At 49.5% G+C, this 26,326-nt stretch carries 26 protein-coding genes and 6 tRNA genes; 31 read left to right on the top strand and 1 reads right to left on the bottom strand.

Annotated features, from left to right (window positions below):
* The first annotated feature begins 3 nt into the window (after positions 1–3).
* The 25 genes from EDM52_RS01155 (at position 4) to EDM52_RS01040 (ending at position 24,820) form a co-directional block, all read left to right on the top strand.
* On the top strand, positions 4–495 hold the full coding sequence (locus EDM52_RS01155; RefSeq protein ID WP_122907197.1) for a hypothetical protein: 492 nt from the start codon (positions 4–6) through the stop codon (positions 493–495).
* A 183-nt stretch (positions 496–678) separates the two neighbouring features.
* Positions 679–885, top strand: a complete 207-nt coding sequence (locus EDM52_RS01150; RefSeq protein ID WP_122907196.1) for a sigma-70 family RNA polymerase sigma factor — start codon at positions 679–681, stop codon at positions 883–885.
* Positions 886–1,084: 199 nt separating this feature from the next.
* The gene (gene yqfC / locus EDM52_RS01145; protein ID WP_122907195.1) at positions 1,085–1,369 is read left to right on the top strand and encodes a sporulation protein YqfC; all 285 of its coding nucleotides are present in this window, start codon (positions 1,085–1,087) and stop codon (positions 1,367–1,369) included.
* A gap of 36 nt (positions 1,370–1,405) precedes the next feature.
* Positions 1,406–2,620, top strand: coding sequence for a sporulation protein YqfD (gene yqfD / locus EDM52_RS01140; RefSeq protein ID WP_122907194.1), 1,215 nt, complete (start codon positions 1,406–1,408; stop codon positions 2,618–2,620).
* A gap of 39 nt (positions 2,621–2,659) precedes the next feature.
* Entirely contained in the window at positions 2,660–3,634 is a 975-nt protein-coding gene (locus tag EDM52_RS01135) for a PhoH family protein (RefSeq protein WP_122907193.1), read from the top strand.
* 4 nt (positions 3,635–3,638) lie between these two features.
* The gene (gene ybeY, locus EDM52_RS01130; protein WP_183184735.1) at positions 3,639–4,148 is read left to right on the top strand and encodes an rRNA maturation RNase YbeY; all 510 of its coding nucleotides are present in this window, start codon (positions 3,639–3,641) and stop codon (positions 4,146–4,148) included.
* 8 nt (positions 4,149–4,156) lie between these two features.
* Positions 4,157–4,528: a diacylglycerol kinase family protein gene (locus tag EDM52_RS01125; protein ID WP_122907192.1), complete on the top strand. Its 372-nt coding sequence runs from the start codon at positions 4,157–4,159 to the stop codon at positions 4,526–4,528.
* A 108-nt stretch (positions 4,529–4,636) separates the two neighbouring features.
* Positions 4,637–5,035 carry a cytidine deaminase gene (locus EDM52_RS01120; protein WP_122907191.1) on the top strand — a complete coding sequence of 133 codons (399 nt, stop codon included), beginning with the start codon at positions 4,637–4,639 and terminating at the stop codon, positions 5,033–5,035.
* The gene (gene era / locus EDM52_RS01115) at positions 5,028–5,945 is read left to right on the top strand and encodes a GTPase Era (RefSeq protein ID WP_122907190.1); all 918 of its coding nucleotides are present in this window, start codon (positions 5,028–5,030) and stop codon (positions 5,943–5,945) included. Before EDM52_RS01120 ends, era begins: the two co-directional genes overlap by 8 nt.
* Before the next feature lie 104 nt (positions 5,946–6,049).
* A complete protein-coding gene (locus tag EDM52_RS01110; protein ID WP_122907189.1) occupies positions 6,050–6,205 on the top strand; it encodes a YqzL family protein in 156 nt (51 codons plus the stop codon).
* Entirely contained in the window at positions 6,196–6,960 is a 765-nt protein-coding gene (gene recO, locus EDM52_RS01105; protein WP_122907188.1) for a DNA repair protein RecO, read from the top strand. Before EDM52_RS01110 ends, recO begins: the two co-directional genes overlap by 10 nt.
* A 285-nt stretch (positions 6,961–7,245) precedes the next feature.
* Positions 7,246–8,151, top strand: a complete 906-nt coding sequence (gene glyQ / locus EDM52_RS01100) for a glycine--tRNA ligase subunit alpha (protein WP_122907187.1) — start codon at positions 7,246–7,248, stop codon at positions 8,149–8,151.
* The gene (gene glyS, locus EDM52_RS01095; RefSeq protein ID WP_122907186.1) at positions 8,144–10,216 is read left to right on the top strand and encodes a glycine--tRNA ligase subunit beta; all 2,073 of its coding nucleotides are present in this window, start codon (positions 8,144–8,146) and stop codon (positions 10,214–10,216) included. Before glyQ ends, glyS begins: the two co-directional genes overlap by 8 nt.
* Before the next feature lie 199 nt (positions 10,217–10,415).
* Positions 10,416–11,054, top strand: a complete 639-nt coding sequence (gene ccpN, locus EDM52_RS01090) for a transcriptional regulator CcpN (RefSeq protein ID WP_122907185.1) — start codon at positions 10,416–10,418, stop codon at positions 11,052–11,054.
* 11 nt (positions 11,055–11,065) lie between these two features.
* Positions 11,066–11,902 carry a pyruvate, water dikinase regulatory protein gene (locus EDM52_RS01085; RefSeq protein ID WP_122907184.1) on the top strand — a complete coding sequence of 279 codons (837 nt, stop codon included), beginning with the start codon at positions 11,066–11,068 and terminating at the stop codon, positions 11,900–11,902.
* 196 nt (positions 11,903–12,098) lie between these two features.
* On the top strand, positions 12,099–13,967 hold the full coding sequence (gene dnaG / locus EDM52_RS01080) for a DNA primase (RefSeq protein WP_122907183.1): 1,869 nt from the start codon (positions 12,099–12,101) through the stop codon (positions 13,965–13,967).
* A 34-nt stretch (positions 13,968–14,001) separates the two neighbouring features.
* Positions 14,002–15,126 carry an RNA polymerase sigma factor RpoD gene (rpoD, locus tag EDM52_RS01075; RefSeq protein ID WP_122907182.1) on the top strand — a complete coding sequence of 375 codons (1,125 nt, stop codon included), beginning with the start codon at positions 14,002–14,004 and terminating at the stop codon, positions 15,124–15,126.
* Between the two features lie 108 nt (positions 15,127–15,234).
* Positions 15,235–16,161, top strand: a complete 927-nt coding sequence (locus EDM52_RS01070) for a hypothetical protein (protein ID WP_122907181.1) — start codon at positions 15,235–15,237, stop codon at positions 16,159–16,161.
* A gap of 9 nt (positions 16,162–16,170) precedes the next feature.
* A complete protein-coding gene (locus EDM52_RS24320) occupies positions 16,171–16,365 on the top strand; it encodes a hypothetical protein (RefSeq protein WP_148038721.1) in 195 nt (64 codons plus the stop codon).
* Between the two features lie 157 nt (positions 16,366–16,522).
* Positions 16,523–17,665, top strand: coding sequence for an acyl-CoA dehydrogenase (locus EDM52_RS01065; RefSeq protein WP_122907180.1), 1,143 nt, complete (start codon positions 16,523–16,525; stop codon positions 17,663–17,665).
* A 140-nt stretch (positions 17,666–17,805) separates the two neighbouring features.
* Complete coding sequence (locus EDM52_RS01060) at positions 17,806–18,552, top strand: tRNA (adenine(22)-N(1))-methyltransferase (RefSeq protein ID WP_122907179.1); 747 nt, start codon at positions 17,806–17,808, stop codon at positions 18,550–18,552.
* Positions 18,516–19,631 (top strand): Nif3-like dinuclear metal center hexameric protein, encoded by a 1,116-nt coding sequence (locus tag EDM52_RS01055; RefSeq protein WP_122907178.1) that lies wholly within the window; start codon positions 18,516–18,518, stop codon positions 19,629–19,631. The genes EDM52_RS01060 and EDM52_RS01055 overlap by 37 nt, the downstream gene beginning before the upstream one ends.
* Before the next feature lie 38 nt (positions 19,632–19,669).
* A complete protein-coding gene (locus EDM52_RS01050) occupies positions 19,670–21,676 on the top strand; it encodes an S-layer homology domain-containing protein (protein WP_122907177.1) in 2,007 nt (668 codons plus the stop codon).
* Positions 21,673–23,172 carry a S41 family peptidase gene (locus tag EDM52_RS01045; RefSeq protein WP_122907176.1) on the top strand — a complete coding sequence of 500 codons (1,500 nt, stop codon included), beginning with the start codon at positions 21,673–21,675 and terminating at the stop codon, positions 23,170–23,172. Before EDM52_RS01050 ends, EDM52_RS01045 begins: the two co-directional genes overlap by 4 nt.
* Positions 23,173–23,317: 145 nt before the next feature.
* Complete coding sequence (locus EDM52_RS01040; RefSeq protein WP_251247968.1) at positions 23,318–24,820, top strand: alkaline phosphatase family protein; 1,503 nt, start codon at positions 23,318–23,320, stop codon at positions 24,818–24,820.
* Here the strand turns inward: EDM52_RS01040 and EDM52_RS01035 are convergent.
* Positions 24,768–25,457 carry an endonuclease/exonuclease/phosphatase family protein gene (locus EDM52_RS01035; protein ID WP_276531687.1) on the bottom strand — a complete coding sequence of 230 codons (690 nt, stop codon included), beginning with the start codon at positions 25,455–25,457 and terminating at the stop codon, positions 24,768–24,770. The two genes, EDM52_RS01040 and EDM52_RS01035, sit on opposite strands and share 53 nt — an antisense overlap.
* Before the next feature lie 162 nt (positions 25,458–25,619).
* Here EDM52_RS01035 and EDM52_RS01030 point away from each other — a divergent pair.
* From EDM52_RS01030 to EDM52_RS01005, 6 genes are all read left to right on the top strand, one after another.
* Positions 25,620–25,710: transfer RNA gene (locus tag EDM52_RS01030), tRNA-Ser, on the top strand.
* Between the two features lie 31 nt (positions 25,711–25,741).
* Positions 25,742–25,818: transfer RNA gene (locus EDM52_RS01025), tRNA-Met, on the top strand.
* Positions 25,819–25,822: 4 nt separating this feature from the next.
* Positions 25,823–25,896, top strand: a tRNA-Trp gene (locus EDM52_RS01020).
* Positions 25,897–25,933: 37 nt separating this feature from the next.
* A tRNA-His gene (locus EDM52_RS01015) sits at positions 25,934–26,009 on the top strand.
* Between the two features lie 6 nt (positions 26,010–26,015).
* Positions 26,016–26,089: transfer RNA gene (locus EDM52_RS01010), tRNA-Cys, on the top strand.
* 5 nt (positions 26,090–26,094) lie between these two features.
* A tRNA-Arg gene (locus EDM52_RS01005) sits at positions 26,095–26,171 on the top strand.
* Positions 26,172–26,326: the final 155 nt, after the last annotated feature.

Here is a 26,326-nt window from a genome sequence, read left to right as displayed (position 1 = left end):
GACATGGATGACCTCATTTTTCTGCTCCTCGACCTGGTTGGCGATGTCTTAAGTTGGCTATGGCCGCTGATCGGCAAGTTCTGGTTCCTTATCGTGGGGTACATCGGATACAAGATTTTCGGTCAGGCTGCGAAAAAGGCAGGACAGGAGCAGAAGAGAAGAACGCTTACTCCTGTGGAGAGCGGAGGTTTCCCCACTCCTCAAAAGACCAAGGAGAGAAAAGCGGTTCGTGCTTCTTCCAAGTACGAACCCGTGCAGGCTGATTCACGGGAACAAGTCGGAATGGAATACGAAAGGCTTAACCGACCTTCCGAAGTGGAGCAGCGAATGACTTCAGAGCGAGAAGAGAGTGGACGATCAATGGAGGAGGCTACAAATTCCAAGTCTGCGATCCAGCTGGACCCTCGTGAAGGGATGAAGTGGGCATTGATCTTTGGGGAACCCCGCTCGAAAGCTCCATATGCTTCTCCAAATACCCGGCGGAGAAGCGAGTAATTCATCGATTACACAACGAAGTGAATGTCCCGTTGAGTCGAAAAACGACTGGATGGGGCATTTTCTTTTATTGAAAATGTCGAATAATAGCGAAAATATAAACTTGTCTATCTTTAGTAGGTTTACTATTCTACTCTTAGGATTGAAATTTTTTCCAACATCGCAGAGGAGGATGGTTAAGCGGTGGATACGAAAAGTGTGGATCAAATGGGACGTTTTCGCAAAAAGGTGATTCAGCTTGCCATTGTTGAAAAAAAGTCGATCTACGAGACAGCCATAGCGTGTGGCTGCACGGCAGAGAAAGTGAAACGCGTCATCAAAAAATGGAAGACGCTTTCTCGGTATGAAGAATCTGCTGCTCCCGCACATTTGAATGACAAACACACATAGCTTGCCGCTTCCTCAAAAGGAGCTGCAAGTTTTTTTTTTATTCCGTTCAAGAAAGAATGGTTAAGGGCAATGAGTCAAGGAAGGGCAGAGCAGACTTAATTCTTATGAATCACTTGCTGATTGGGCGCATAAAAATGGTTAAGAACGGTTGTGAATGGCTATTCGGCGTCATTGCGCCAGTACGAGAGGGGGCTTTTCCATGAGGCGTTGGAGCCGCCGTCTGCGCCATCTGGCCGGAGGGGTATTGGACCTGCCACAAGATGTAGTTCTGGAAGTCCTGCGGATCACGATGATCGGGCATCTTCAAATGTACATAGAAAATCATCGCGGAGTTCTGCACTTTAGTGAAAAAGAGCTCCGTTTGTTGTTGACCAATGGACAGCTGATCGTATCGGGGGAACAGCTTGTCATTCGGGCGATTCTGCCAGAAGAGGTCTTGCTGGAAGGCCGGATTGGAAGCGTGAAATTTTTGGAAAAGCCATGATTGGGATCAAACACATGAAAAAGGTGGGACTCATGTATGCGTTATGGACTGAAGGAGTGGACAGAGGGATACGTCACGATCACGGTGAGAGGAAAGCGTTTTGAACGCTTCCTCAACATGGCAGTACGTGAAGGTCTGCGCATCTGGAATATTCGTCGAGTAGGTACGGAAGCGTGCCGTTGTGATATTTTGATCAAGGATTATTTTCGGCTGCGTCCTTTGATGAGAGAGACAGGCTGTCGCAGTCACGTCGAGCAGCGGGAAGGCTTTCCATTTTGGTTGGCCAGGCTTCGTCGAAGATCTGGCTTGGCAATTGGAGCATTTCTTTTTCTTGTCGGATTGTACATGCTCTCATCCTTCATATGGACCGTTGAAGTTCAAGGCACCAAGCAATTGAGTCCTGAAAGAGTCATGCAGGTAGCTGAACAAATAGGGATTAAAGAAGGGGCTTGGAAGGTCAAACTAAAAGAACCACTGCATTTGCAAAGAGAGCTGACAAGCCTTCTGCCGGAAGTGACTTGGGTGGGGGTGACGATCCAAGGAACCAAGGTGACACTGCAGGTAGTGGAAAAAGACGAGCCTGCCAAACCGATTGTGACCGGACCGCGTCATTTAGTTGCAAAAAAACGTGCGGTGATCCAAACAATTTTGCCTGAAGCCGGCCGCAGTCAGGTGACGGTAAACCAATTTGTTGAAAAAGGACAAGTGCTCATCTCCGGTATTATTGGGAACGACGAGCGCCAAAAGGCCGTTTCTGCAAAAGGGACAATCCGAGGTGAAGTCTGGTATATCAGCAATGCTTCGGTACCTCTCAAACAGAGCCACACGCGTTTGACCGGAGAAAAACAGGATCAGCAATATCTGGTGATTGGTCCGTACGCGGTGCAGGTATGGCCGTTCGAGAAGCTGCCATTTAGCCAATATGAAAGCAAGGAAAAGCGATTCATGCCTGGCTATGCAGGGTATACATCGCCGGTTGGCTGGAAAAGGGTGACGCACGAAGAGATTGTACAGACCCAAAAAGAGTTGACGGTCGAGGAAGCAAAAGCGTTGGCTATTCGATTTGCTCGTGAGGATATCCTGCGTAAGGCAGGCAAGGATGCTTCCATTCAACAGGAAAAAGTTTTGCACGCTACATCAGAGAATGGTAAAGTTTACGTAAGCATTCATTTTTCAGTCATCGAAGACATCGGTGTTGAACAACCGATCGTAGGCGTTCCTCAGACACCGGAAGTAAACAGCAATTCGTGAGGTAATAATGATAACCGTTCCGAGGAGATGGAAGCTAAGTTGCACGTACAAGATGAGGTAAAAATCCCGTTTTCAGACGCATCTGAAGCCTTGCTGTTGTTTGGACCGCACGACGCGTATCTAAAGCTGATCGAGGAGAAAAGCTCCGCCAAGGTCATGACCAGAGAAGGAGAGCTGGTGATTACCGGTGATAAGGCGGAAGTGGATAAGCTGACAGAGTTGTTTGGTATCCTCCTGCAGTTGATTCGCCGGGGTATCGCCCTGTCCGAGAGAGACATTTCCTATGCGATGATGCTGATCGAGCGTGGTGAGGGAGCGCAACTGCTCGATGTGTATGACGAAGAAGTAGCCCGTACCCAACGCGGCAAGCTGATTCGGGCAAAGACACTGGGACAGCGGCATTATCTGTCTGCGATCAAGCGACATGATATTGCATTTGGAATTGGTCCTGCTGGTACGGGAAAAACATACCTGGCTGTCGTCATGGCAGTCAACGCCTTGAAAAGTGGACGAGTCAAGCGGATTGTCTTGACCAGGCCGGCCGTAGAAGCTGGTGAGAGCCTGGGATTCTTGCCCGGAGATTTGCAGGAGAAAGTAGATCCGTATCTGCGCCCGCTCTACGATGCCCTGTACGATATGCTCGGCACCGAACAAGTCGCCAAAATGATGGAGAGAGGCTTGATTGAGGTAGCTCCACTCGCTTACATGCGCGGCCGTACGCTGGAAGATTCCTTTGTCATTTTGGACGAGGCTCAAAATACTACGCCTGAACAAATGAAGATGTTTCTGACCCGCCTTGGATTTGGTTCCAAAATGGTGGTGACAGGAGACGTGACCCAGATTGACCTTCCAAAAGGAAAAAAATCGGGTCTTCGGGAAGCTGAACGTATATTGAACCCAATTCGTGACGTCGCTTTTATCCGATTCCAGGAGGGAGACGTTGTCCGTCACAGCCTGGTACAGAAGATCATTGAAGCTTATGCCAAGGAAGAAGCGGATCAGAATAACCGATAAATGAATGGTGGAAGAAAAAGGAGATTTTACTACTGTGCTATCTGTAGAAATTTTGCACGAAGAGATCGAACCCATTGAAGAGCGTTTGCAGGAATTGATTATTCAATGCTTGCAGGCAGCCGCTAAACGTGAAGAAGTAACCGGCGAGGTTGTCGTTACCCTGGTGAATAACGAGCGGATTCACGAGCTGAATCGTGATTATCGCGGTGTCGATCGCCCCACAGATGTCTTGTCCTTTGCCATGAATGAAGAAGGTGAAGGGGAGATGGAGATCTTCATCGACGAAGATGAGATCGACGACTATCCGAATATGCTTGGCGATATCATCATTTCCTTGCCCAAAACCAAGGAACAGGCTGAGGACTACGGACATTCCTTTGAACGCGAATTAGGCTTTCTCGCCGTTCATGGATTCTTGCACCTGTTGGGCTACGATCATGGCACTGAGGCAGAGGAAAAGGAAATGTTTTCTCGTCAAGAAGAGGTCTTGCAGGAAATTGGCTTGACGAGGTAGGGATTGCTGTGAAGGAATGGCATCGCTTTGTGCGCAGTTTTTCCTGCGCGATAGAGGGAATAGCCTATACGGTAAAGACTCAGCGAAACATGCAGATCCACCTAGTCGCAGCCGTTCTTGCTCTAGTCGCATCCTGGTGGCTGGATATTTCTCGCAACGATACTTTGCTAGTCTTTTTTGCGATAGCACTTGTGTTTGCGCTGGAGATAGTCAATACGGCGATCGAAGCTGCTGTGGACATCGCCTCCCCAGATTGGCATGCCAAAGCGAAAATTGCCAAGGATGCAGCCGCTGGCGCCGTTTTGGTGGCTGCCTGTTTGGCCGTCCTGATTGGAATCGCTGTCTTTGGCTCTCCTTTGTTCCACAAGATTTGGGGTTAGAAACACTCAAGAGTACCGGACGAACTGCACTTTCAGGCAGATGTCTGGTTTCTTGGTGTCTTTTGAAAGACTTGTTCATATATACTCTATCGATGAGGAATGATGAGAATGGATAAACAAGCTTTGATGGCAAAAGCGCTGGAAGCTAGAGGATTGGCGTATGTTCCTTACTCCCAGTTTCCTGTTGGTGCAGCCTTGCTGACAGGAGAGGGGAAGGTCTATCTGGGGGGCAATATCGAAAACGCTGCATACTCTCTGTGCAATTGTGCAGAGCGAACAGCACTTTTCAAAGCGTATTCAGAAGGAGAGCGTGACTTTACTGCATTGGCTGTAGCAGCCGATACGCCGGGACCGGTCTCTCCCTGCGGAGCGTGCCGCCAGGTGATGGCAGAGCTTTGTCCGCCGCAAATGCCAGTATTTTTAACGAATTTGAACGGAGAAGTCACGGAAACGACTGTATCTGCCCTGCTGCCAGGGGCTTTCACCAAGGAGGATTTACGTGGATAACCGCAAGACAAAACAATCATTTAAATCTGGCTTCGTCACTATTGTGGGAAGGCCGAATGTAGGCAAGTCAACCTTGATCAATCACATGGTCGGTCAAAAAATTGCGATCATGTCCAACAAGCCGCAAACCACTCGCAACAAAATTACGGCTGTCCATACCACCGAAAAGGGCCAAGTGGTCTTTATCGATACCCCAGGTATCCACAAGCCGAAATCCAAGCTCGGGGACTACATGGTCTCTGTAGCGGAGAACACCTTGAACGAAGTAGATCTGGTCTTGTTTGTTGTGGACGCTACAGAAAAACGGGGAGCAGGCGATGAATACATCATCGAGCGTCTCAAGCAAGTGAAGACGCCTGTATTCTTGATCATCAATAAAATTGACAAGGTGCATCCGGAAGCTTTGCTCCCGATCATCGACGACTATCGCCAGTTGCATGATTTCAAACAGATCATCCCGATTTCCGCCCTGGAAGGGAACAACACCAGCTCCCTGTCTGAAGCGATCTTTGATGAGATGCAGGAAGGTCCGATGTACTACCCTGCCGATCAGGTCACAGACCACCCAGAGCGCTTCGTCGTGGCCGAGCTCATCCGGGAGAAGGTTCTTCATCTGACGAGAGAAGAGGTCCCTCACTCGATTGCGGTCGTCGTAGAAGAGATGAAGCGTGGAGAAAATGGCAAGACTCTGTATATCTACGCCGCCATCTATGTAGAGCGGGATTCGCAAAAAGGAATTCTGATCGGAGAGAAGGGCCAGATGCTCAAGGAGATCGGTCGCCGTGCTCGCCATGACATTGAGCGATTGATGGGCGACAAGGTCTTCTTGGAAGTGTGGATCAAGGTGAAGAAAGACTGGCGCAATCAAGAGCGGATGCTGCGCAACTTTGGTTTTTACAACGAAGAATAAAAGACCTTGCTAAAGGTGAAATTTTTCCAACGGATAGAATAACGGGCATAGGTGATTCTAAGAAGGAAGTGGATCTTAGCCGAAACGGGAAAGGATGATGCTCCATGCTTCGTGACTTTTCTTGGAGAGTTTTCGCTTCAACCGGTGATATCCAGGCTTACCTTCTGTACCGTGATCACCATCAAACAGCTAGTCCAGATGAGGAGGACGCGTTTGATTTCGCCCAGAACGAATTGGGTGAGTCGCAGGCATGCTTGTAAAGTGGGAAGGCATTGTGATCCGCAGTGTAGACTACGGAGAGTCTAGCAAGGTTGTAACATTGTTTACCCGGGAGCACGGCAAACTGGCCATCATGGTGCGCGGAGCCAAAAAGGCGAAGAGCCGCCTGGCCGCCGTCTCCCAGCTATTTACTCACGGCTATTACTTGTGCAAGGCTGGACCAGGTGCAGGAATGCCTGATCTCTCACAAGGAGATATCGTGGACTCGTTTCGTGACCTTCGGCAGAGCCTGAATGAGACGGCGTATGCCGCATACATAGCGGAACTGTTGGACCGGTTGACACACGAACGTGAAGCAAATCCCTTTTTATTTCAATTGTTGCTTCATACCTTTCGTTATCTCGACGAAGGGCGGGATGCGGAGATTCTCTGTCGCATTTTTGAAACAAAAATGCTTCAGGTGGCAGGGATATCTCCGCAGCTTTCCTATTGCACGAATTGCGGTGAACAAAGGGAACCGTATACGATCAGCATTACCCAAGGCGGCTTGTTGTGTCCGGTGTGCTCGCCATCTGATCCGTATGCGCGAGCGGTTACTCCTTCTACCTGGAAGCTCTTGCGGCTGTTCCAGGTCTTTGATTTGGAGCGGCTGGGAGAAATCGAGGTAAAGCCCGCGACACGCAGCCAGATGAAGCATATTTTGCGCAGCTTCATGGACGAACATCTCGATCTCCGCCTGAAAAGTCGCTCGTTTCTGGAACAGTTGGAACGCATGCAGATGCCTAATAGCGATTAATTGACAGATGAATTTCTTTCCGTTATGATAAGTACCAAATTGGATCATCGATATTGCCATGAAGGAAAAGAGTAGTCGGCCACTGGTTGTGAAAAGCGAATCGGGAAAAGTGAGAGCCCGGTCACCATGCAGATGAAGGGCGTTCTGGAGCAATTATTATGAAAGTGGGCGAGGCTAGAAGCTTCGTCAAGTAGGGTGGAACCGCGAGAAACCTCTCGTCCCTACACGGTCTTGTACAGACGGTGTAGGCGGCGAGAGGTTTTATTTTTTTGAGGAGGAAAAAGCATGAAAATGACGTTTCAAGACATCATTTTGACCCTGCAAAACTTTTGGGCCAAGCAAAATTGCCTGATCGTGCAGCCGTATGACGTAGAAAAAGGTGCGGGTACACTGAACCCGATGACATTCCTTCGTTCGATCGGCCCTGAGCCTTGGAATGTGGCGTATGTGGAGCCTTCCCGTCGACCTGCTGATGGTCGCTACGGAGAAAATCCAAACCGTCTTTACCAGCATCACCAGTTTCAGGTCATCATGAAGCCGTCACCGGACAACATCCAGGAGCTCTATCTGGAGAGCTTGCGTGAGCTCGGCATTGATCCGCTTGAGCATGACATTCGATTTGTGGAAGACAACTGGGAGCATCCGGGTCTTGGTGCTTGGGGACTCGGCTGGGAAGTATGGCTTGATGGGATGGAGATTACTCAATTTACGTACTTCCAGCAGGTAGGGGGTCTGGAGTGCAAGCCCGTAGCAGTCGAGCTGACATACGGACTGGAGCGTCTCGCTTCCTACATTCAGGAGAAGGAAAATGTGTTTGAACTGGAATGGGTGAATGGCTATACCTATGGCGACGTCTTCCTGCAGCCGGAGTACGAGCACTCCAAATACACGTTCGAGCTCTCGGATGTGGACATGCTGTTCCAGCTGTACAATACGTATGAGGCCGAAGCGAAGCGCCTGATGAAGGAGCGCCTTGTATACCCGGCTTATGATTATGTGCTGAAATGCTCCCATACCTTTAATCTGCTGGATGCCCGAGGTGCGATCAGTGTAACCGAGCGCACTGGATATATTGCCCGCGTTCGCAACCTGTCCCGCGAAGTCGCTCAGACCTATTACGCAGAGCGTGAGCGTCTCGGCTTCCCACTGCTGGAAAAAGGAAAGGCGAAAGGAGAGGGTTCGCATGAGTAAGCGCGATTTGCTGTTGGAGATTGGTTTGGAAGAAATGCCGGCTCGCTTTGTTGCTCAGGCGGCCACTCAGTTTAAAGAAAAAGTGGAAAAATGGCTAGCTCAGGAGCGTTTGCCATTTGACCAGATCACGTCTTATGAAACACCTCGCCGATTCGCTGTACTGGTCAGCGGACTTGCTGAAAAACAGCCGGATCGCAATGATGAAGCAAAAGGGCCTGCTCGCAAAATTGCTCAGGATGAAGCTGGCAACTGGTCCAAGGCAGCTCAAGGCTTCGCTCGCAGCAACGCAGTAGAGGTCGACCAGCTGTATTTTAAAGAAGTGAACGGTGTGGAGTACATCCATGCGCGTAAGTCTGAAGCAGGAAAAGAAACCAAGGAGCTTTTGCCACAGCTGAGCGATGTAATCGCGGGCATGAGCTTCCCGAAAAATATGCGCTGGGGTGCCAATGAACTGAAATACCTGCGCCCGATCCGCTGGATGGTCGCGTTGTTCGGAGAAGAGCTGATTGATCTGGAAATCGCGGGTGTACATGCTGGACGCATCACGCGCGGACATCGTTTTCTGGGGAAAGAAGTGGAGCTGGGCTCGCCTGACGAGTACGTAAGCAAGCTGGCGGAACAGTATGTTGTCGTCAATCCGGAGGAGCGCCGCGCTACCATCGTCGAGCAGATTCGCCGCATGGAGCAGGAGCAGGGCTGGAAAATTCCGATGGACGAAGGACTTCTGGACGAGGTGGTGCATCTCGTAGAATACCCGACAGCCTTGTTCGGTACCTTTGAGGAAGAATTCCTGTCTATCCCGCGTGAGGTGCTCGTTACCTCGATGCGTGAGCACCAGCGCTACTTCCCGGTGGAAAACGCCGAGGGGCAGTTGCTCAATCATTTTGTGACTGTGCGCAACGGAGACAGCCGTGCACTGGAAAACGTAGCGAAAGGGAATGAGAAGGTGCTTCGTGCACGCCTCTCCGATGCCCGCTTCTTCTATGAAGAAGACCAGAAGCTGTCGATTGAGAGCTGCACCAAGCGACTGGAATCCATCGTGTTCCATGAAGAGCTGGGCACGATCGGAGACAAAGTGCGCCGTGTCCGCAAGACAGCCGCTCAAATCGCCGACAAGCTTGCCATCAGCCAGGCGGAAGCCCAACAGGTCGATCGCATCGCCGAAATCGCCAAGTTTGACCTGGTGACGAATATGGTGGGCGAATTCCCTGAACTGCAAGGCATCATGGGTGAGGATTACGCGCGCAAGGCAAAAGAAAGCGATGTAGTGGCACGCGGTGTGTTTGAACACTATCTGCCTCGCTTTGCCGGTGACCAGATGCCAGGTTCCACCCAAGGTGCTATCGTCAGCATGGCAGATAAACTGGATACGATTGTGGGTTGCTTTGCGATTGGCATTGTCCCAACAGGCTCCCAGGACCCTTACGGACTCCGTCGCATGGCCGCAGGTATCGTCTCGATTCTGATCGAACGCAACTGGACACTATCCCTTGAACAGCTCTGGGACGCTGCTCTTTCCGCTTATGCTGAACAAGGTGTCAACAAGCGCACGGCAGAAGATGTAAAGAAAGATCTGATCGACTTCTTTGCACTGCGCCTGAAAAATGTCCTGCAGGAGAACGGCATTCGCTATGACGTTATAGATGCAGTCCTCTCTGCTAATGTCTCTTTGGTACCAGCTGTTTTGGCCAAAGCGAAAGCGCTCATGGCTGCTGTTGCTTCTGATGAGGAGTACAAACTCATCGTCGAACAGTTTAACCGCGTCAACAACCTCGCGCAAAAAGCGACAGCTGACGATGTGAACGAGTCATTGTTCGCAGAACAGGTCGAGCGCGATCTGTATACCGCCTACCAATCCGTTAGTAAAGAAATAGAAAGCTTGGATGATCAGGAGAAGGTGCTTGCATCGCTGGCAACGCTCAAAGAACCGATCAAATCCTTCTTCGACCAAGTCATGGTCATGGCTGAGGACCCGGCTGTACGTGCCAACAGGCTCGGCTTGCTGCTGAGACTGTCCCGCCTGATTTTCGGTTACGCGGATTTCGCCAAACTCGTTTTTGCCTAATTGAACAGACCTGCCTCCGCCAAAATTTCGAGCGGGGGCAGCTTTTTGTGAAAAACGTCTCGACGTTTTTCATTAAATATAGACATCGCTTGCGATCAGCAAAAATGGTCTTGACCGTTTTTGCTGTGAAAGAAGGAAAATCTGCACGAATAGAGTAATACTAGGAGAAGGTAACAGGATAGAACCGGGGTGATTAACCATCGAGCTTACCAAGCGACAAGAGCAGATCTTACAAATAGTGAAGGATGATGGACCGATTACGGGAGAGCAGATTGCAGATCGGCTCCACCTGACTCGTGCAACCTTGCGTCCCGATCTCTCCATCCTTACCATGTCAGGGTATTTAGAAGCCAGACCAAGGGTCGGGTATTTTTATGCCGGACGACCCGCAAGCTCGGTTATTAGTGAACGTCTTCACAAGCTTCGCGTCAACGAATATAAAGCGATGCCGATTGTTGTTTCCGAATCAGCCTCCGCTTACGATGCGATCGTGACCTTGTTCCTGGAGGATGTGGGCACGCTGTTCGTCGTCAACCAGAAAGGGTATCTGGCTGGGGTGATCTCACGCAAGGATTTGCTGCGAGCTTCACTCGGGAACAAGACGCTGGAGGATGTGCCCGTCAGCATCATCATGTCGAGAATGCCCAACATCATTACCTGTGGGCCAGAAGAGACCCTCTTTTCAGCAGCCAAGAAGTTGATCGATTTCCAGATTGACTCCTTGCCAGTCGTACACCCAAGTGCAGAGGATCCGAGGAATATGGAGCTGACCGGACGTGTCACCAAAACGACGATTGCCAAAGCTTTTGTAGAGTTGGGTAGCGAACCGAAAGTGTAGGAGGAGAAGCGATGCTAGGAAACCAACAAGGACAACTCATCTACGTGGTCTCAGACTCCATCGGTGAGACAGCCGAGCTTGTTGTTCGCGCAGGAGCCAGTCAGTTTGACCGATTTAGTATTGATGTGCAGAAGTATCCCTACATTGAAGATAAAGAATCGATTGACGAAATCATTGCATCGGCCAGAGAATCCAAAGCGATGATCGTCTTCACCCTCGTCATCCCGGAATTGAATGCCTACATCATCGAGCAGGCTGCAAAATACGGAATTCCGGCGATCGATGTCATGGGGCCAGTCATGCATACGCTTCAAAACATGCTGCAGGAGCCGCCGACTGGCAAGCCTGGGCTTGTTCGCAGACTGGACGAAGAGTATTTCCGCAAAGTCGACGCCATCGAATTCGCTGTCAAATACGATGACGGGCGCGATCCGCGCGGACTTTTGCGAGCAGACGTGGTGCTGATCGGAGTATCGCGCACTTCCAAAACGCCTTTATCCATGTACCTGGCAAACAAAAGACTGAAGGTAGCCAACGTGCCGCTCGTTCCAGAAGTAGACCCGCCACAGGAGCTGTTCGAGTTGCCGCCTGAGCGCTGTATCGGGCTGACCATCAATCCGGAGCAGTTGAACGGCATTCGCACAGAGAGGCTAAAAGCACTAGGACTAACAGCACAGGCGAATTACGCGAATTTGGATCGAATTGCCGAGGAGCTTGCGTATTCCAAGCGAATTATCGAACGTCTTGGTTGTCCTGTCATTGATGTGTCCAACAAGGCGGTAGAGGAAACAGCCAACATCATTTTGGAGATCATTCGCAAAAATAACATGCGAAGAGACAAGAAATAGGTCGAAGGAAGGATTTTGGCGTTTTTTGTAGAAATGATGATGGAGTAAGACTCCCAAGGCTGATGGGAATGCGCGTTTACCGCTTGCTGAAATGTGGCAAAGTAGAAATGTGGAAAAGAAGTGTGAACCAAAGAAGGAAATTGACGAATTTTGACGAATAACTTATTCTGCGATTCTCCTTAAAAGGTGGATAGAGATGGCTGGTCACACTTCCGATGAGTTTGTCAATCAAGTGCGTTCCGCTGTCGACATCATTGATGTTGTAGGAGAGTACGTGCAACTGAAAAAAAGCGGTCGTGCCTATCTGGGGTTATGCCCGTTTCACTCAGAAAAGAGTCCTTCCTTCAACGTGAATGCAGAGCGACAGTTTTATCATTGCTTTGGTTGTGGAGCGGGTGGGGATGTCTTTTCCTTTTTAATGAACCTGGAGCAGCTGACGTTTCCGGAAGCCCTGCACAAGCTGGCAGATCGTGCCGGAATACCGATGCCCGAGTTCCAGTCGAAGCATGAAGAGGACTCGCCTGAAAAACGTTTGAAGCATCTGATGCAGGAAGCGCATCAGCTCGCGTCCAAGCTGTACCAATACGTGCTGACAGAGACGCCGTATGGGGTGGATGCGATGAAGTACCTCACCCAGCGCGGGATGTCCATGAAAACCGTGTCCGAATATCAGATTGGCTTTGCCCCGGATTCCTGGGATTTCCTCACACAGTTTTTGAAGAAAAGAAATTTTTCTCTCGATGTGATGGTGGAAGCAGGGCTGTTAGCCAAGAGTGATGGCGGCAAGATTTTTGACCGTTTTCGGGGCCGCGTGATGTTTCCAATCCATGATTCACAGGGCAACGTCATTGGATTTGGCGGAAGAATGCTCGACACTTCGCAAGCCAAATCACAGCCGAAGTATCTGAACAGCCCGGAAAGCGTACTGTTTAACAAAAGCGCTACCCTGTTCAATTTGCACCGTGCCCGCCCATACATAAGAAAGAAGAAGCAGGCATTGTTGTTTGAAGGGTATGTTGACGTCGTGTCAGCATGGCAGGCCGGGTTTACAACAGGTGTTGCCACATTGGGGACGGCTTTGACCGAACAACAAGCCCGTATCATTCGACGCAATGTGGATTCCGTTGTACTGTGTTACGACGGTGATGCCGCTGGTCAGGAAGCAACCAGCAAAGCGATTCACATCTTGCAGCAAGCTGGATTGACCGTACGTGTGGCGCCATTGCCACAGGGCACAGACCCGGATGATTACATTCGTCAGCATGGAGCGGATGCCTTTTCGCAGCAGGTTTTGCTGCAAGCCATGCCAGTAACTGCTTTTCGATTGAAACATTTACGGGGACAAATCGTAATAAACGATGAGACAGACAAAGCCCGCTTTATTGCGAAGGCACTAGAAATCATTAATGATCTGGACAGCCCAATCGAAAGGGATCTGTACCAGCGCCAATTGGCGGAAGAGCATTCACTCTCCCTCAATGATTTAAAATGGGAGTCCAAACGTGTTTTTAGGCAACAAAAAAGTGATCGGCAAAGGGATAAAGTAGAGCCAGCATGGAATAATAGTATAAATAATGGCAAAGTTACGCTCGCGAAATCATTGCCACCCGCTTACTTTACGGCAGAGCGAATGCTACTTTACTACATGATGCGCAACGAAGATATTGCTACTCGCGTCCAACAAGAGTGTAACGCCCATTTTCAGGTGGACGAACACGATGCATTGGCCGCGTACTTGTACGCCTATTACGCAGAGGGAAACCCTGAGGACCCTGGAAAGTTTATACATTATGTGCAGGACGATTCATTAAAGCAATTAGCCTCGGGATTGGCCATGATGGAGTGCAAGGAAGACGTATCTGATTTAGAGATCGGCGACTACATCAAACAAGTGAATAACTACCCGAAGCGTGCCGAGTTGGAACGATTGCGCGAAGAGCAGCGGAGCTTACACCTCCAAGCGACCGCAGCGGACAGCGAGGATGCGCGCAAACAACTGGAAATTCAAGCAGCCGTTACAGGGATGAAGATTCTTGAATTGGAAAATGCTTTAAAAGAAGGGTAGCTTCCGATCATTCCCGGGGAAGGAGGGATAGTAGATGAACAAACAAAACATCACTTCTGACATGGAAGCAATGTCCATCGAACAAGTGAAGGAACAATTAGTCGAATTAGGTAAGAAAAGAGGCGCGTTGTCGTTCAAGGAAATTACGAATCGCCTTGCTGGTTTTGAACAAGATTCGGATCAGATGGATGAGTTTTTTGAATATCTGGGCGATCAGGGAATCGAGATAAACAACGAGAGCGAAGACGATGATGAACCCCATGAGATGCAGTTGAAAGACGAAGACAACGATGAATTCGACTTCGATGATCTCTCCGTTCCACCTGGAATCAAGATCAATGACCCTGTACGTATGTATCTGAAGGAAATTGGTCGTGTTCCTCTGCTTTCCGCTGAAGAGGAGATTAAACTGGCTCTGCGTATTGAGCAAGGTGACGAAGAAGCAAAGCGTCGCCTGGCTGAGGCCAACCTGCGTTTGGTTGTCTCGATCGCGAAGCGTTACGTAGGACGCGGTATGCTTTTCCTTGATTTGATTCAAGAAGGAAATATGGGTCTGATCAAGGCGGTAGAGAAGTTTGATTATCGCAAGGGCTTCAAGTTCAGTACGTATGCCACTTGGTGGATTCGCCAAGCCATTACGCGTGCGATTGCCGACCAGGCACGTACGATTCGGATTCCGGTGCACATGGTGGAAACGATCAACAAGCTCATACGTGTTTCCAGACAGCTGCTGCAGGAATTGGGCAGGGAACCCATGCCCGAAGAAATTGCTGAAAAAATGGATCTGACGCCAGAGAAAGTTCGCGAAATTATGAAGATCGCACAGGAGCCTGTGTCGTTGGAAACACCAATTGGGGAAGAAGACGATTCACACCTGGGAGATTTTATCGAAGATCAGGATGCGCTCGAGCCTTCCGATGCTGCGGCTTATGAGTTGTTGAAAGAGCAGCTGGAAGACGTGCTGGATACGCTGACAGATCGCGAAGAAAACGTACTTCGCTTGCGGTTTGGATTGGATGACGGCCGTACCCGTACATTAGAAGAAGTGGGGAAAGTGTTTGGCGTTACGCGTGAGCGCATTCGTCAAATCGAAGCTAAAGCCTTAAGAAAGCTTCGCCATCCGAGTAGAAGCAAACGCTTAAAAGATTTCCTCGAATAACCGATATAAGGTATGTGGCCTACGTACAGCCGACGTAGGCTTTTATTTTTCTATCGGAATGTTTACATATGTAATGACGACAGTTCCGTCAATAAAGGAGGGGCCGCGTTGGAAGACCAGCGCAAACGAACCATCATAGCGGAAATTGAGAATTGGCGGCGCAATCATTTGCTGCCTGAACATTACTGCATTTTCCTTTTAAACCTGTATACAGAAGGGGATCGACCAGCTACTCCGGTCACCACGGGTAAGCAAGGAAAAAGCGGGACTGATTCGTCAGTTGCTCGACCAGGAAAAACCACCGGTACAGGGAGTGCGACGGATGTAGCCTATGCGTATGCGAGACGGGAGGTTTCTCCGGTTACCGGAAAAATGATCCTGGCTTGGCTAGTCGGCGCCTTTATTATCGCTGGTTTGATCTTACTTGCTTTTCATTTTAACCGTTTTCAAACCCCAATGCAAATTACCATCTTTGCTTGTTTTGCACTCGTTTTCTATATACTGGCATTTGTTTTTCGCCGTTCGCAAGTGCCATTGACCCATCTTTTTCTCGGATTATGCTTCCTGATTTTAATCTGGGGAGGCATCTACAGCATCCTCCAGTTGAATGGCTCCCTTGCCTTTATCCTGATCTATCTCGGCATCCTCTGCGTCTTTTTATGCGCGAACGCTTTTGTCTTCGGCTTTACCTATTTGCTTTATTGCGGTATGCTCGGTTTGGCTTTGCTTTATGGGATCGCAACGAAGGACCGGGTAGGGGAGGAATATACCTGGTGGCTGGCTGAGCTGTATTGGGTACCTCTGGCCGCTATCCTGACAGGACTTGGATTCATGATGCATCAAGCGAATCCGAAATGGGCTGGCGTATTTTCCATATGCGGACTGCTCTGCTTCTTTGGTGCGGAAATTCAGTCCTTGTACATCCCCGATGCCTTGCGGGACTTGATTCAGCTGTTGCTGTTTATCAAAGTGTTTTTGGCTTCTGCCTTCTTTTTCTTCACAAGAGGGTACTGGTATGCTTGGCTGCGGCTGTAGCGCCTGAGCATGACATCATGCAAGACAGAGGTGACGCAAGTGGATAACAAGTGGATGGTATTGATTGGTGTCCTGTTGGCTGGCTTTTTCCTTGGGGCCGAAACAGTAGGATTCATGATTGGATTTCCTACTTACAATGTAGGTTACATATTGGCAGCAATCTCTTTTTTGGGAGCCATGATCTTGGGAACACGCCGCAATTAGGCGTGTTTTTTCGTTTGTCCTAAAATGGATGAAGGAAAAAACAACACATCTGGGAAACAATGGTGTATAATAGGGATACAATTCTGAACAAACGCTCAGTCGAAATCTTGAAATCCTTGTCCAACCTATGCTAAAGCGTTTACATGGAGGGGTATGAATGAACTACGATTTGACTTCTGAACAAAAAATGCTAAAAAAAGTCATGAAGGAATTTGCGGATGAGGTAGTGGCTCCTGGTGCAGATGAACGTGATCAAACCAAGCAATTTCCTGTTCATATTTTTCGGCAGCTTGCTGATCTGAACATGATGGGGCTACCTTTTCCAGAAAGATACGGCGGGGCTGGTGCAGATGCCATCAGTTTCGCGATTGTGGTGGAGGAATTGAGCCGTGCTTGCGGTTCGACGGGAATCACCTATTCTGCGCATATATCCTTGGGTGGAGCCCCGTTGCATTTGTTCGGCACGGAGGAGCAAAAAGAGAAATACTTGAGCAAAATATGCAGCGGTGAGAGCTTGGGGGCTTTTGGGCTGACAGAGCCGAATGCGGGCTCCGATGCAGGCGGAACCAAGACGACAGCGGAGCTTCAGGGAGACGAGTGGGTGATCAATGGCTCAAAATGCTTCATTACCAACGCTTCTTATGCGTCTTTCCTCGCATTGACGGCTGTTACGGAAAAAGAGAAGGGCTCTCGTGGGATTACAGCGTTTATCGTGCCGACGGATGCACCAGGCTTTTCAGTGCTGGCTAATTATGACAAGCTCGGCTTGCATAGCTCCAACACCACAGAGCTGGTGCTGGAGAATATACGGATTCCAGAAGAGAATATCCTGGGCAAGCAAGGTGAGGGCTTCAAACAGTTCTTGATTACCTTGGATGGCGGTCGGATCGGTATTGGAGCGATGGCCGTCGGAATCGCTCAGGCAGCGTACGAAAAGGCGCTGCAATACGCCAAGCAGCGTACTGCTTTTGGAAATACGCTAAGCCATTTTCAGGCAATTCAGCACAAGCTGGCCGATATGGCGATGCAGATTGAATTGGCGCGCAATATGGTGTACAAAGCAGCATGGTTGAAAGAAAACGGCAGGCGCTTTACCAAAGAAGCGGCGATGGCAAAGCTGTACGCTTCTGAGGTGGCGATGTCCGTCACCCATCAGGCGATCCAAATACACGGTGGTTATGGCTATATGCGTGAATATCAAGTGGAGCGCTTTTTCCGCGATGCGAGACTTTTGGAAATAGGAGAAGGCACTTCTGAAATTCTGCGCAATGTCATTGCTCGAGAAATCGGCTGTTCGTAAATATTCGAAGCTAAGCGTCCCTGCCATGTATGAAATGGCAGGGATTTTGTCGTAATATGGCTATGAAAAGGGGGGAATTATGATTGGGCAATGACGAGCAAATAGGGTAAAATATAGGATATGGAAGGTGGAAATAGACGATGACATTTGTAACAATTTCAAAGCGGCTAGAGACGATTGCCCGCTATTGTCCTAAAGGAGCCCGCGTCGCCGACATCGGATCGGATCATGCGTTGTTGGCTTCTTATTTACTTGTAGAGGATATTGCCAGCTTCGTGATTGCCGGTGAATTGAACGAAGGACCTTATCAGGCAGCCTTGAAGCAAATACATACCTTGCAGATACGAGACCGTGCTTCTGTGCGAAAAGGAGATGGCTTGGCGGTTATCAACCCTGGGGAAGTAGAGGTAGTCTGCATCGCCGGGATGGGTGGACAGCTGATTGCCTCCATATTAGAAAATGGAAAAGAAAAATTGACAGGTGTAAAAAGGTTGATTTTGCAGCCAAATGTAGGGGAAGAGCTGGTGAGACACTGGTTTTTGGAAAACGAATGGCAACTCGTAAGCGAAACCATATTGGAGGAAGACGGTATTCTTTATGAGATCCTGGTAGCAGAGCGTGGAGATGCCAATGCGCCTTATGCACAAACGGATCGGACTCTGGAAGAGCTGGTTCGCATCGGCCCATTTCTCTGGCAGGAGAAGCCGCCTCAGCTGCATACCAAATGGCAGCATGAAAGAGAGAAGTGGACCAAAGTACGGACTCAGCTTGAGCGTTCAGATAAACCAGAAGCCAAAGAGCGCTTAAAGCAAATTGAGAGCGAAATTGAATGGATAGATGGGGTGTTAGCATGTTTGCACATGGACAAACAGTCATTCAAGAAGTAGAGCGTCTGGCTCCCAAAGCCTTGGCGATGGAAGGCGATAAAATCGGGTTGCACGTAGGTACTTTACAAAAAAAGGTAAAAAAGGTCATGATCGCGCTGGACGTACTCGAATCCGTCGTGGATGAGGCGATTGCCGAAGGTGTGGATCTGATCGTGGCGCACCACGCTGTGATTTACCGTCCATTGAAAAATATCCGTACCGATCTTGCAGCGGGACGTGTTTTCGAAAAGCTGATCAAGCATGATATCGCCGTATATACAGCGCATACCAATCTGGATGTGGCAGTAGGGGGCATGAACGACTGGCTGGCTGAAGCGATCGGTTTGGCTGATGTCGAGGTGCTGGATGTTCTTCATCGCGATGCGTGGAAAAAGCTGGTTGTTTACGTTCCAAAGAGCCACCGAGATGCCGTCTTCCAAGCCGTCTGCGGCGCAGGGGCGGGGAAGGTCGGTAATTACGATCACTGCTCTTTCCAGGTGGAGGGAGTCGGTACCTTTTTGCCCTCTGAAGGAACACAGCCTTTCATCGGAACGCAAGGAAAGCTGGAAAAGGTGGAAGAGGTGCGAATGGAGCTAATTATGCCTGCATCTCGTCAATCGGACGTCATCAAGGCGATGCTTTCTGCTCACCCGTATGAGGAAGTCGCGTACGATATCATTCCGCTGGATATGCCAGGTACAGGCTATGGAATCGGCAGAATCGGCAATCTCCCGCAACCGATGAGCCTCAGAGAGCTGGCTGAGCTGGTCAAGCAGCGCTTTTCTTTGAAGGGTGTTCGCGTAGTCGGTGATCTGGATGGTACGATTAAAAAGGTTGCTGTCGTCGGTGGCGATGGAAGCTCATTTGCGTCCAAAGCGATTTTCCGCGGAGCGGATGCTTACCTGACCGGGGATATCGGCTATCATACGGCACATGATGCCCAGGCAGATGGTCTGTCCATCATCGATGCGGGGCATAACATTGAGAAGATCATGAAGGATAAACTATCCGCCTACTTGCAGGAACGTCTGAAGGAGCATGGATACGAGACGGAGGTCATCGCCTCTCGTACACATACCGATCCATTCCAATTTATTTAACAGAACGGCCTACCAACCGAATAGTAGGAGGATTTCATGTGCGAAAACGAATACTGACGTTTGCGTGTGGGGTACTTGTCACAAGTATGCTCACAATCACCCCTGGCGTGGCTTCTGCTGCTGGGGGCTTTCTTCCCTACGACGATATCAGCAAGCATTGGGCACGCTCATCCATCATTCGAGGTGTTGAGGCCGGCTTGTTTGCTGCAGGTAGCAAGGTTCCTCACTTCTACCCCAATCGGGAAATGACCCGTGCGGAATTTGTGGCAATGCTGGACCGCGTATACCAGGGCGGCCAATATCAGCTATACCCGCTGACATTCCTGTCCGAACATGCGGAATTGTCGAAAGGGGAAGGCTTTGCCGAACCTTATCTGCCTTATAAAGACGTGGATCGCCTTACGTGGATGTACGGCCCGACTTTGCGCGTTTCCTTTTTGCTGGATCGGCTTTACGGTCCAGGCTCGATCCAGACGGTCTTTCCTGGCGAAAATATGAGTCCAAATCAAGCCATCTCTCAGGACGAGGCAGCCAAGTTGCTGCTGATGTTCACGATGGGAGAGGACAGCTCGCTTGCATTGGAGGAAGTAAAAAGCTGGGGATGGCTGGAAGGAGAAAAGAACGACAAGCTGAAACGAGGGGAAGCAGCAGCTGCCGCAGACCGTTTGATGCAGTATCTGATGCAGGACCCGATTCTTCCCTTGCTTGACTACGACGGTCAAAAGTTTCCGATGGTTCCAGAGATTCAGGATGTATTTCCGCTATTTGCAACCTACACCGCTCAGAAATCGGTGGAAGAACAAAAGTATGTGGACGCTGTTGATGCGATTATCAATCAGATGGATTCCGAGCAGACGTACAGCGATTTGCGCAAATTGGAGACAAGATCCTTTCCGAACCAGATTGGCGCTCACTACTATCTGAGCTGGGACCCGAACATTACGCTCGAAGACAATCTGAATGAAGCCTTTCTGGCAATCGACGCGTATTTCGAGGATAAAATCATCCTGCCGGAAACGCTGCAATTGCTTAGCGCAAACGTCTATGATCTTGCGCTGCAGATGGGTTCTTCAGATTCCAAAATATATGGCAAGGTATTGGAACGGCTCTCTACCTACGAGTCAAAAGTAAAGGAAGACACGGATGAATGGGAATCGCTTGTGATCTATCTTGCTGCTTTGGAAATAAAAGCAGGGAAGATCGACGATGCATTGACCAGATATCGTTCATTCGCTGCTGAAAACCATGAGGCGCTGACCAATGTGACGTACTATTTGATCGCACAGGACCGCATGGCTGAAGCGGAAGAGCTGGTCACATCTCTGTCGCCTTACAAAAATGATACGCGGATGGTGCAGCTGGTGAAGCTGCTGAAGCAAGATATTTCTTCGTTAAAGGAGCAGTCCGCTATTGCTCTGGATCTCGCCTACAGCCTGCGCAAAATGGACAGAGCGTCCACCATGCAGGTCAAGGGAGAGTCTGTACTCAGCGGCTACCTGTTCAAGTACACGCAGGATATCGATCGGGAAAAGAAAGCTAGTCGGACCACCGGGTACTTCCAATCTCCTTATAAACGAATTTTGGACCCCATGGACTCTTACACCGATACGAAGGATAGAATCCATTACACCTATGATTCTGAAAGTGAGCAATGGGTAAAAAACCGGATAAACAAACTCGACTTTTTGCATGAATGGGTGGGTGCCAAAAACATCAACGAGCGGATTCGCGATCTGAATGCCCGCTATTACAAGCAGTCCTATGGACGCTACGACGTCATCACGGAATGGATACCACGGCCGTTTTTGGAAGAAAAGGGACGTCAGGTAGTGTTGGGAAAAGGCAAAATCTTGAGCGCACCATTGTACATGAACAAGTACTATATCGACCGTGAAAGTGATCAATTGATTCAACATTTCTGGCGGTACGAAGAAATTTACGAAAGCCAGGAATACGTAGCCTACTCTGGTACGGACATCTACGAGTACAATGCCAACGTAAAAGTCACGATTCCTGAGCAGGTAAAAAATGAGGTGAGTCGATGAAGAGAATCTCGCACATTCTCCTGGCAGCGGTCATGTTCTTGAGCCTCGCACTGTCCGTGTCCGCCGAACAGCCGTCCTTTACGGAGACAGAAGAGGTATTCTGGAATATCATGGAAAGTCATCTCGGCAGACCGGATGAAAAGCAATTGATACAGGGGGCTTTGCAGCTAGCAAGCAAAATGGCAGAAGAGGAAAAACAGATGAAACTGCTGTATTCTTCCGAAGATGATACGCTCCATGAACTGGAGCGGCGATTGGCGGAATGGCAACGAAAGGGAGGGCTTGACGCCACGACGCTCAACTACTGGGCGATCAATGGGATGCTGGAGAGCCTGGACGATCCTCATAGCGTATTTTTTACCTATGATGAGCTTCGATACTTTCAATCCAGTGTGGAAAATGAATTTGTCGGATTTGGCTTTCGTCTGAGATTGCAGGATGGCGCTTTTATCATTCGTGAAATCGTAGCGGATTCACCAGCAGCAGCGTCTGAGCTTCAGCGAGGCGATCGAATCATCAAGGTAGATGATATTAAACTTGAGGACAAGAGCTTTGAGGAAGCATACGCGTATCTCAAAGGTGCTGAGGGTAGCGAGGCGTTGTTGACGGTGTACCGTGCGTCCGAGAGCCGGGAATTGCAGGTGCGTCTGAAACGAGCCATGCTGACATTGCCTGAAGCAGAAGGACAGCTGTTTGCCAATGAACCGGTTGGCTATATTCGCTTGGAAACCTTTGGATCGGACGGGGCTTACCAGGTTCGTGATTACTTGACTGCATTTGCGCGAACAGGCAAGCCGCTCAAAGGGCTGATTCTTGATCTCAGGGATAACGGCGGTGGCTATCTGTCCTCGGCAAGAGATATTGCAAGCCTGTTTATGGAAGAGGGCCTGCTGATGTATACCACGAACCGCAATGGTGTGGAAGTGGAAACCTGGGTACGCAATGGAAGAGATATTGGCATCCCAGTCCGAATTTTGGTAAACGGCGGCTCCGCATCTGCGTCAGAACTTTTGGCTGGGGCATTGCGGGATCATGAGGTAGCTAAACTCGTCGGAACCAAAACGTATGGAAAAGGCAGTGCGCAGCAAGTCATGCTGCTCTCTGAAGGAGATGCACTCAAGCTGACGTTGAATGAGTACTTCACGCCGAAGCACACAGTCGTCAATCATGTGGGTCTGGAACCAGACATTGTCGTGGAGGATGATGCAGCGCAGGTGGTGGAAGCCCTGCAATCACTGGGAGTCAAATCGTTGCAGTTAAGCGACCAGGATGGGGATACCGTGATCAACGGCATTTTCTTCCCGACCGTACACCCTTTGTTCAAGCGAGAAAATGATGGCCTGAACATTCGTGCTGCCGTTCTTGCCCATCTGATTGATGAAGAAATAACCAGTGAAGAAGAATATATCCCGCTGGCGCCGTACCTGGAAGCAAACCCGTCGCTGAAGCTTGAACAATCAGGCAATAATCTGACCCTTTTCTATACAATGAAATAGGGAAATTCGCCCCTTTTGCCTCTTCGGTAAAGGGGGTTGCTTTTGTTTTGCGGGAATTGCATGGATTGAGGTTTTCACAATCAGGCGTATAGCATCCTTTCAACAATCAAACCCTAACAGTTGCGGCAAGAAAAAAGGACGAGGGGTGGCAGAGTTGAAAAAGGTTATTCTCTTCCTGATAGACTCTATGATGCCGGAAGTGCTCGAGCAATGCATCGCTGCCAAACAGGCGCCAGGATTACAGTTTCTGATGGAACGGGGACAGTATATTTCGGATTGTGTCACGGTTTTTCCGACCATGACAGCGTCGATTGACTGCTCGTTGATCACGGGAGTCTATCCGGACCGTCACAAGGTACCTGGCTTGGTCTGGTACGACCCCGAACAAAAGAAGATGGTGAACTATATTAACGGTTCTCTGCCGGTACAAAGGATCGGGCTTTCACATTGTGCTGGCAACGTCCTCTTTGATTTGAATGAACGGCATCTCAGCCGTGACGTGAAAACGATCCATGAGATCCTCGAGGAAAACAAGCTGGTGTCCGGATCCATCAACGTCATTGCACACCGCGGTCATAAACAGCACAAGGTACATATGCCACCAGTACTGGATGCTGCGACAGGCTTCAAGCTCAATGAAAAGGTGAGCGGGCCTACGATCATGAGCCTCGGTACACTGGTTCGGCCAGAGCTTTTTCGACCGATTACCTGGAATTTTGCCCAGTCTATGATGGAGAGCTACGGGATTAACGATACATATGCAATCGATGTCCTGATCGAAGTCCTCAAAAGCGGTAAGCAGCCCCACTTTACCTTGGTCTATCTGCCGGATAACGACCACAAGCTACATAAGTCACCGCATGAGGCTGTTTCCCATCTGGCGAAAGTAGATCAAGAATTGGCGCGGTTTCTCGACAGCTTTGAGACTTGGGAGCAAGCGTTGGAGAGGAACGTCATCCTTTTGATTAGTGATCATGGTCAAACGGTGATCGGGCAAAGCAAGGATCACAACATTTCACTGGATACCCTTCTAAACCATTTTTCCATTCATCGTTTGGGGGCGGAGCTGACAGATGATGTAGATGTCATCATTTGCAATAATGAGCGAATGACCTATTTGTACCCGGTTGGGAAGCATACCATTGAAACCGAGGTAGTGGAAGCTGTTACCCAGGACCCGCGCATCGATTTGATCGCCTGGAGAGAAGGGGAGCAGGTAGTCGTCAGGCGAGGTGGAGGTGATAAGACGCTTCGGTTTTGGAAAAATGGAAGCTGTACCGACATCTATGGGGTAGCATGGGGGATGGAAGGGGACATGAGTGTACTGGAACTGCAAGAAGATGGAGGGAAAATCCTGTTCAGCAGCTACCCGGATGCCTTTTCCCGTTTGTATGGCTCCTTATTTTCCCAATCATGTCCGGTCGTCGTCCTGACAGCTGCACCGGGGTATCAATTCCTATCGGAGCTATCCCCAACGCATCTGGGGGGCGGAAGTCACGGTTCGTTGCATAAACAGGATTCGCTCATCCCGCTGCTCATTGCAGGCGCGTCCAACCGCTTCGATGTACCTGCGCGACTAATCGATGTGCTATCCTTCATTTTACAGGAACTGGGTGTGGCCGTTCCCGCCAGTCAAGCTCCGCGATGACCGGTACATGATCGGACCAAGCGATGTTTGAGAGTGTAAAATCATGTACCTGCCAATGTGGAGAGGCGAAGATGTAATCAAGCCGTCGGCGAAAAGCAGGCAAGGTAGGCAAGCTCTCCTTGCCTAGTTCCCATGCACAGTCACGCAGCAATGGAGCAAAGGTGATGTTTGGAGCATTAAAGTCGCCAAATAATAGCAGGGGAGTCTCCTGCTCTTGCCGGGCTAATGTCCTCAGCAGCTGGAGTTGAGAAGAGCGGCTTGTTGCCTGAAGACTACAGTGGGTATTCCAAACCAGGAATTCTCTTCCTTGCCAGACGAGTGATGCTTGAAGCAAGGTGCGTTTTTCTTTCTTTGCTGGCAAAAAGACTGTCTGGAAACGCGTGCAGGCAAGGCGAGTAAGAATGGCATTTCCATAAAAGCCATCCGCGATCTGGATTGACGGCGCAAACAGGAACTGATAGCGCAGCTGGTCCGCAAGAAAGCGAGCTTGGTACCCGTATTTGCTGTTTTGGTGAACCTCCTGCAGGCAGATCACATCAGCGTTCCATTCTTGAAAACTTGCTGCCATTTGGTCCAGTCGCTTTCTCCAGAATAGATCACGACCACTGTGAATATTGTAACTAACAGCACGTATCATAAGGTTTCCTTTCAGTGGGAATGGGGGTGTGGGTTGGAAAGAACAGCTAATTATTTAGCATTTCCTGTTGCAATTCGTTTTAGCCTGTGCTATATTAAATTTCGTCGCCTCTAAAAGAAATGGAGCGGCAGTAGCGTACCTGATAAACGGTACATATCATATGGAGAGTTACCCAAGAGGCCGAAGGGGACGGTTTGCTAAACCGTTAGTATGCGCAAGCGTAGCGAGGGTTCGAATCCCTCACTCTCCGCCATATGTTTTCATACAATGGTTCCACGTTTTGCGGCGGCGTAGCTCAGCTGGCTAGAGCGTTCGGTTCATACCCGAAAGGTCGGGGGTTCGAGCCCCTCCACCGCTACCATTAGAGGGGCATAGTTTAAAGGTAGAACGAAGGTCTCCAAAACCTTTGGTGTGGGTTCGATTCCTACTGCCCCTGCCAATAAAAGGTTTGCAACCAATCATCAACATCGAACATGGCGGTCGTGGCGAAGGGGTTAACGCACCGGATTGTGGCTCCGGCACTCGTGGGTTCAAGTCCCATCGATCGCCCCATCTTACGGGAGTATAGCCAAGTGGTAAGGCACGGGTCTGCAAAACCTTCACCCCCGGTTCAAATCCGGGTACTCCCTCCAAAACTGTCCCAGTAGCTCAGCTGGATAGAGCATACGCCTTCTAAGCGTACGGTCGGGAGTTCGAATCTCTCCTGGGACGCCATCCTTTAGTCGGGATTGACAACTGTATAAACACAATAACGGGACTTCCTGCGTACTCAACTAATCAACTGAGTGCAAAGGATGTTATTTTTTTTCAATGTGTAGGAATGTTTAAATACGTCAATCAATACTTCGGTAAAACATTCTTCTAAAAGA

Source organism: Brevibacillus invocatus, assembly GCF_003710915.1.
GTDB lineage: Bacteria > Bacillota > Bacilli > Brevibacillales > Brevibacillaceae > Brevibacillus > Brevibacillus invocatus.
This window is presented reverse-complemented; position numbering and strand designations above follow the sequence as displayed.